This is a genomic window from Litoreibacter ascidiaceicola (assembly GCF_900129235.1).
Lineage (GTDB): Bacteria > Pseudomonadota > Alphaproteobacteria > Rhodobacterales > Rhodobacteraceae > Litoreibacter > Litoreibacter ascidiaceicola.
The window spans coordinates 114,173-120,960 of sequence record NZ_FQUV01000009.1; the positions used below are offsets into that span (position 1 = coordinate 114,173).

Below are 6,788 nucleotides of genomic sequence, written 5' to 3' on the forward strand. Positions count from 1 at the left end.
TTCACACACCGTCTTTCGTCACTTCACACACCGTCTTTCGTCACTTCACACACCAAATATGAAAATGGAGCCAGAATCACCATTTCTTTTCTAATGGTTACGACGAACGGACATACACGTAACTCAGACTCTAACATTATTTAACTCTATCATATGGATGCTATTTCAAGGGAGTGTGAGACGTTAATGTCCCTTCAACCCTCACGGCCGGTAGAACACGCAGGCGTCGATTCCTTCCGTTGTCCGGGTCCACGTCGCTCCGATGGCAGCACAGGTTGAACTGTTGCTGGCCAGGAAACGGGGAAGCGTCACGGTCATCGCCAGAACCAGAACGAGGGCACCCAGACCGAACCAGGGCAGGAGGCGTTTCAGACGGTCGGCCTTGTTCTCGCGGTCCCGCACCTGCCTGAGAATGGCCAGCTTGTCTTCCTCCGCCTGTTTCAGAACCCTCTCCGTCGCCATGGTCTGCTGTCCCAGATCGACCGCGAACCGCGCCAGCCGAATCAGGGTGTCACCGATCTTGCCGTCGATGGTGTTGCCCACCAGCTCGCCATAGGCCTTCGGATCGGTCTGGGCCTTTGCCGCGAATGCCGCCTGGCGCGCTTCCGTCGCCGTCTTGTTCACCCGGTCGAGCACTTCCGTCTGGGCATCGACCCGATCCGAGACACTGGCCATGACCGTCGAGAGCAGATCGAGGGTTTCACGCAGCTCGTCATCGGAAAGGGCAGGGGAGGCGGTTGTCATCTTCGGTATCCTTTCGGGATCAAGGGGTCTGCGGGACAAACAGCCCGGCAAATTCGCGGTCGGCGTAGTAGCGCAGCTTCTGCGCCAGGGCAGAGGGCTGGCCCTGGACGCGCAGGAGCTGGAGGTCCGGCGGCATCTGCATGATTTCATCGGGGGTCAGCAGATCGCGGCCCGTGAGGTTGTTGCTGAAGCTGGGATTGTCACCGGGCTTGTAGCTGTCGGTCTGGTAGCCGGTGGTTTCCTGGCCGATCATCTGGCTCAGCCATTTGGCCGTCTCGAAGTCGTTCACCCCGAAGACCTGTTGCACCCCGGCATTGGCGATGAAGGTGTTGGCCCGGTCCCCATAGAGATCACGGAGCTGGCTCATGTCCTGCAAAATGGGCCAGAGCTGAAGACCATAGCCCGCCATCAGCCCCATGGCGCGCTCCACGGCCTCCAGACGGCCCAGGGCGGCAAACTCGTCCAGGAGGAACAGCACGGGCGTCTTGAGGCGCTGAGAGGCCCCCTGAGAGCCTACAGAGGCTTCGGCGTCCCGTGCGATGTCCTGGAGGGCCTGAGAGACGAGGAGGCGCAGCCAGCGGCTGTAGGCGTCCATCCGGTTGGGTGGCAGGACCAGAAAGACGGACGTGATCCGGTGGCGCAGATCGGAGAAGGCGAAGTCCGAGCGTGCCAGGCATCGGGCAATCCGGGGGCTGTCGAGGAAATGGGTGTGCCGCTGCGCATTCGACAGCACCGAGGCGGCTTCCCGATCCGCCTTGCCGAGGAAGCGGTTGGCGGCGCGGGCGATCAGGCCACCCGCCGCATCGCTGTCCTGCATCAGCTCCAGCAGTGCCTTCAGCCGGTCCGGGGGCAGGGTGAGATATTCCCGGACGGTGGCAAGCGAGCGGCGGTCACGGTCCTCGTGGCAGACGCAGAACATGATCAGCCCGCCGAGGATGGCTTTGGCCTCCTCGTTCCAGTGCGCTTCCGTCACCTGTCCCGGCGGGTCCATCACCAGCGCCTCTGTCAGGGAGGCGGCATCCTCGCCCAGATCGAGGCTGTCGGGTGTGAGCCGGTCGAGCGGGTTGTAGGCGGCGGAGGGCTGACCACTGACCTCAAAGGGATCGAGGACATGAACCGTGCCGAACCGTCGCCGCGCTTCCCCGGCGATCCGGGCGTTCTCGCCTTTGGGGTCGATCACGAGAACGGAGCGATCCACCGCCAGCAGGTTCGGAATCACGGTGCCGACACCTTTCCCGGCCCGCGTCGGGGCGAGGGTGATCAGATGGGCGGGACCGTCATAGCGCAGGAGTCGACCCGTGCCCGGATTGCGTCCGATCAGGAGGCCATCACCGCCCTGGAGCTTCTTGAGTTCCTTGCGGCTGGCAAAGCGGGCCGAGCCGTGGCTGTCACCGGTCAGACCAAAGTAAGCATCGGCCCCGGAGGTCATGCGCCAGTACCGGAACCCGAAGACGCCGCCGATGAAAATGAACGGGCCGAACACCAGCCACTGCCACGCGCTTTCGCCGGGCTGTTGATCGAAGAAGGCGAAGATGAACGGCGTGGCCACGATTGACCCGATCATTGCGCCGAACAGGACGGCCCCGATCATCCAGCCCAAAAGGATGGGCGTGAAGATCAGCCGACCGAAGAACCGGAACAGAGTGTCAAAGACGCGGAACAAGCCCCGCATCAGGAGGGCGTGTCCGGGTCAGAGCTGGAGCGGGCAGGGGAGGGCGACCCGGTGGGAGCCTCCCAATCCGCGAAGGCTTTGCGATCCTGTTCCCGTGCGAGGTTCCGCACCAGCCGATCCAGCATGGTAGCGGCACCGGAATCCCGTTCCGCCAGATCGAGGAGAGCGCCGCCCAGGATCACCTTGCGCCTTGTATCCAGCTTGCGCTGCTTCGTGGCTTCCCGATTGCGGATGCTCTGGAGCCGCGCCTTGGCCTGAGCATAGCGCTTTTCCGCTTTCTCCAGTTCCGTTTCCGCCATCTGCCTGTTCCTGCACCGCCAAATACTCTCGGTTGAATATTGTGTTGCCAGATCAACTGCAAGCGCTTACCCGTAGGCCTGTAAAGTACAAGGGCGCACTTATGCAAACTCTCCACCTGCGGTTCCGAGCTTTGCGTGCGATCTCTCTGGGGCAAAGCCCCGGCCGATGGCCATCCCCTTCGCTGCGTTCCGCCGCGACATGGAAGGGCGCGCTGCCCCTTCCAAACCATCCCAGCCCAACCTCAGCGGTTGGATCGCGTCCCGCAAGGTCGCGCCAGCGTCTCGCCCGATGCCCCACGGAGGGGGCCGGTCTGCCGCTGGCGTCTCCCTTGCGGGAGGTTCGTGTCGTCGGACCTGACGGTGCCGACACGAACCGGGTTTGCCCCCGGCAAACCGCCAGTGATCTGCCCCCATATCCCGCCCCCCATGAGGCTGGGGATTTGGGGGCAGATCACTGGCAAGCCCGCGCGTCGGAGAGCTGTTGGCTCGCCTCAAGCGGGCTGTCTTTTCCCCTCAGATCGCGCCGGTTCCGGGCGCACTCTTGCGGAGAAAAGACCGCTGATCCGATTGCCAATGTCAGGGCACCGGCACGGATCAGCTCCGGCGCGTGGGTGCGTTTGCATCACAGGCGAGGGGAGGGCGCATGGCCAGCTACCACCTCTCCGTGAAGACGATCAAACGCAGCGCCGGGCGCTCTGCCACGGCGGCGGCAGCCTACCGTGTCGGGGAGCGCATCGAGTGCCAGCGCGAAGGCCGTGTCCACGATTACACCCGCAAGCAGGGCATCGAGGAGACCTTCATCCTGACCCCGAAGGACGCCCCGGACTGGGCCTCGGACCGGTCCCGCCTCTGGAACGAGGCCGAGGCCAGCGAGACTCGCCGCAACTCCGTCACCGCCCGCGAATGGGAGCTGGCCCTGCCCTCCGAGATTAGCGCCGAGGACCGGTCGCAGATCACCCGCCAGTTCGCTGAGGAACTAGTCAGCCGCTATGGCGTGGCCGTCGATGTGGCGATCCATGCGCCCCACCGCGAAGGCGATCAGCGCAACCACCACGCCCACGTCCTGACCTCCACCCGCAAGCTGGAAGCAGAGGGCTTCACTGCGAAGACCCGCGTGCTCGATTCCGCGAAGACCGGCGGCGTCGAGATCGAGCAGATGCGCGGCCTCTGGGCCGAGTTGCAGAACCGCGCGCTGGAGCGTGTCGGGGAGGTCGAGCGCGTCGATCACCGGTCGCTTGAGAAGCAGCGCGAGACGGCGCTGGATCGTGGCGACAAGCTGACCGCCGAGGAGCTCGACCGCGACCCCGAGCTGAAGCTGGGGCCAGCGGCCAATTCCATGGAGCGGCGGGCGAAGGCCATGGCCGAGCGTCAGGGCCGGGAATACATCCCTGTCACCGAGCGCGGGGCCGTGGTCCATGCCGCCCGCCAGGCGCGCGCCGCCTTCCGCGAAATGCGCGAACGCCTGGACATCGCGCGGGAGACCTATGGCATCGAGCGCGAGGCGGGGCAGGGGCGAGTCTCTGCCGGTCTGGCCGCACTCAGGGCTGCGACTTCGAAAGAACGCGGCGAACGCAACCCGGAGGATTTCCGGGAGCGTCTGGCGCGCGTCGTGGACCGGTCACGGGACCAGGACGACACGCCGAAGCCGGAAGGCCGCAATTATGCGCGAGAGCGGCTGAAAGAGATTATGGAAAAGGACGCGGGGCGTGACGGCCAGGCGGCGGTTCACAAGCTGGATGGTCACAGCGAGTATGATCTGGGTGAGGACACAGGACGCGATGGGCGGAAGCCGTCCGTCAACGAGCGGCTGAAGGACGTGCTGAATAAGCCGCGCGAGCGGCTGGAGATCGAGGCCGAGCGCGACCAGGAGAAGGATCAGGAGGTCGAGAAGGATAGGGACATCGACCGTGATCCAGGTCTCAGTCACTGACGAGGCGATGAGAGGTCGTTTCCCCATTTTTCATGGGAATGCTCGCCTGTGAGAACCCAATACCGACAAGGAATGATATAACTCCAGTTGCTGTCTTGAACTCGCGCACCCTGATCGCATTTTGCGTCACGCGCGTCCTGGCAGTGACAAGGATTTTCTCCTGCCCGTCGTTTCCGACTGTCCGCATGATCCATAGACCGTACCAGCTTGGCCCTTTGCGTTCAGGATCGGCTTTGCAAAGCACTTCGACCGTGTGCCCATCCTCGGCAAGCGCCCGAAGGCCTTGTTCGGTGGTGACATTTAGTTCGAGGTCAGTCGTCTGGTTCATCGCGCACATCGATAGAAACAATCATGATCTTCTTCTGCCCGAATCTAACTAAGGCATCAATCGTATATTATCGAATTAGGTATGGCTCGATAGAGTTCAGTGATCCCGGCAGTGTGCCGGTCTCGCTTTGTGCGATAGCCAGGTCAGGGGATCGACGGGCTGATGCCCGCTCACCCCAACCCTGACAGTTTCCAAATCCTATTGATCCGCCTGCCATCCTGGCAGGTCCGAGAAAACCGGCAAGCGCCGCCTGTGGCGTCGGTTCCGGTCGAGAATTCCGGTTCCTCCCACGCGCGAGGCGCGCGGTTCCCTCCCAAATTCACGCCCTCCACCCGGTTGTCACGGCCCCGCCAGGCCGCAGGACGGGCTTTGCCCTTACCTGCTCTGCCCTTCGGAATGCATGGGCATTCCAAAGATCAGAACAGGAAGGCCCGCCCATTGGCGGAAAGGGGAGCAGACCCGGCCCGCGTCACTCGAAGGAGGGTCACAAATGACCGCAGAGAAGTTTGACGTTTATACCCATGTCACCAATCAGATCATCGCGCAGATCGAGGCAGGAACGCCGCCTTGGCGCAAGCCGTGGACTGGCGGAGGGGCATCGGTCAGCCTGCCGGAACGGTTCAACGGCGAAGCCTATCGGGGCATCAATATCCTGATGCTTTGGGCGACCGCGATGGCCAAGGACTACAGCTCAGCCCGCTGGATGACGTTCAATCAGGCCAAGCAGCTTGGGGGTCATGTCCGACAGGGCGAGAAATCCGCCACGGTCGTGAAATACGGCACCGTCGAGCGTGAGGACGAGAACGGCGAGGAACGCCAGATCCCTTATGCCAAGGCCTACCGCGTGTTTAACGCCGACCAGATCGAGGGTTTGCCCGCAGAATTCTACATCCTGCCCGATCCGCCCCGTGATCTTGGTACCGTGGCCGATCCCGCGTTGGTGGCATTCTTTGCCGCGAGCGGCGCTCAGATCGACAGCACCGAGGAGCCGCGCGCCTATTACAACATCAAGACCGACCGCATCCACATGCCGCCGATCGAGACGTTTCACAGGGCCGCAGGATACTATGGCACCTTGGCCCACGAGCTGACCCACTGGACAGGAGCAACGAAGCGATTGGACCGCTTGGGCCGGTTCAACGACCGCAAGGCCTACGCGTTCGAGGAGCTGGTCGCTGAAATCGGAAACTGCATGCTTTGCGCGCAGATCGGGGTGGAGCCTGAATTCGACCAGAGTGCAGCCTATGTCGAAGGATGGCTTGAGGCGATGAAGGAAGACAGCCGCGCGATTTTCCGCGCCGCGTCCGAGGCGCAGAAGGCCGTGGATTACATCATGGACCACACCGCACAGGCCGACCGGATGGCCGCAGAGTAGTAGCCTGCACTGCCCAAATGATCGAGGCCCCCGTCTGCAGGCGGGGGCCCTTTGCGTTCTGGCGTGATCCAGGTGGTGGCGGTTTAAGGGTGACCTGTCGGCGGGCAACCTGAAGGTCACCCGCCGACAGGCCCGGCGCTTCGCGCGGACGGGCATGTAATGCCCGGCACCTGAAGTCGTATAGTGACAGAGTGCCCCCTTGAGATAGGATAAAAAATCGCTCTTAGCGATCTTGTATCGCAAAAAGAAGATCCTATGTATGTTTTATCGGTATGCCGGGCTTCGGTTCGGTTCGGAATAAAATCGCTGTACTTAGGGTCGGTTCACCGATCCGTGGAGGGGCTAGTTCCCTCTGACGCCTACCCCCCAAGCGGCCCCTGTGGCGGCGGCGGGGCGGCGGCCCCCCGGGCGACCCCGGGGGGCCAGCATAAGGGATAAGG

The 6,788-nt window shown here is 63.0% G+C and carries 6 protein-coding genes; 2 read left to right on the forward strand and 4 right to left on the reverse strand.

What is annotated here, in order from left to right:
- Positions 1-201: 201 nt before the first annotated feature.
- Genes BUB72_RS16575 through BUB72_RS16585 form a run of 3 tightly spaced genes read right to left on the reverse strand, consistent with a single transcriptional unit; the run spans position 202 to position 2,715 of the window.
- Positions 202-744, reverse strand: coding sequence for a hypothetical protein (locus BUB72_RS16575; RefSeq protein ID WP_073145964.1), 543 nt, complete (start codon positions 742-744; stop codon positions 202-204).
- Positions 745-763: 19 nt separating this feature from the next.
- Positions 764-2,416 carry a type IV secretory system conjugative DNA transfer family protein gene (locus BUB72_RS16580; RefSeq protein WP_073145965.1) on the reverse strand — a complete coding sequence of 551 codons (1,653 nt, stop codon included), beginning with the start codon at positions 2,414-2,416 and terminating at the stop codon, positions 764-766.
- On the reverse strand, positions 2,416-2,715 hold the full coding sequence (locus tag BUB72_RS16585) for a mobilization protein (RefSeq protein ID WP_073145966.1): 300 nt from the start codon (positions 2,713-2,715) through the stop codon (positions 2,416-2,418). The genes BUB72_RS16580 and BUB72_RS16585 overlap by 1 nt, the downstream gene beginning before the upstream one ends.
- A gap of 643 nt (positions 2,716-3,358) precedes the next feature.
- Here BUB72_RS16585 and mobQ point away from each other — a divergent pair.
- Complete coding sequence (gene mobQ / locus BUB72_RS16590) at positions 3,359-4,645, forward strand: MobQ family relaxase (protein WP_073145967.1); 1,287 nt, start codon at positions 3,359-3,361, stop codon at positions 4,643-4,645.
- Here the strand turns inward: mobQ and BUB72_RS16595 are convergent.
- A complete protein-coding gene (locus BUB72_RS16595; RefSeq protein ID WP_073145982.1) occupies positions 4,635-4,973 on the reverse strand; it encodes a hypothetical protein in 339 nt (112 codons plus the stop codon). The genes mobQ and BUB72_RS16595 overlap by 11 nt on opposite strands.
- Positions 4,974-5,463: 490 nt before the next feature.
- On the opposite strand from BUB72_RS16595, the gene BUB72_RS16600 reads away from it, so the two are divergent.
- Complete coding sequence (locus BUB72_RS16600; RefSeq protein ID WP_073145968.1) at positions 5,464-6,348, forward strand: ArdC family protein; 885 nt, start codon at positions 5,464-5,466, stop codon at positions 6,346-6,348.
- The last annotated feature ends 440 nt before the right edge of the window (positions 6,349-6,788 follow it).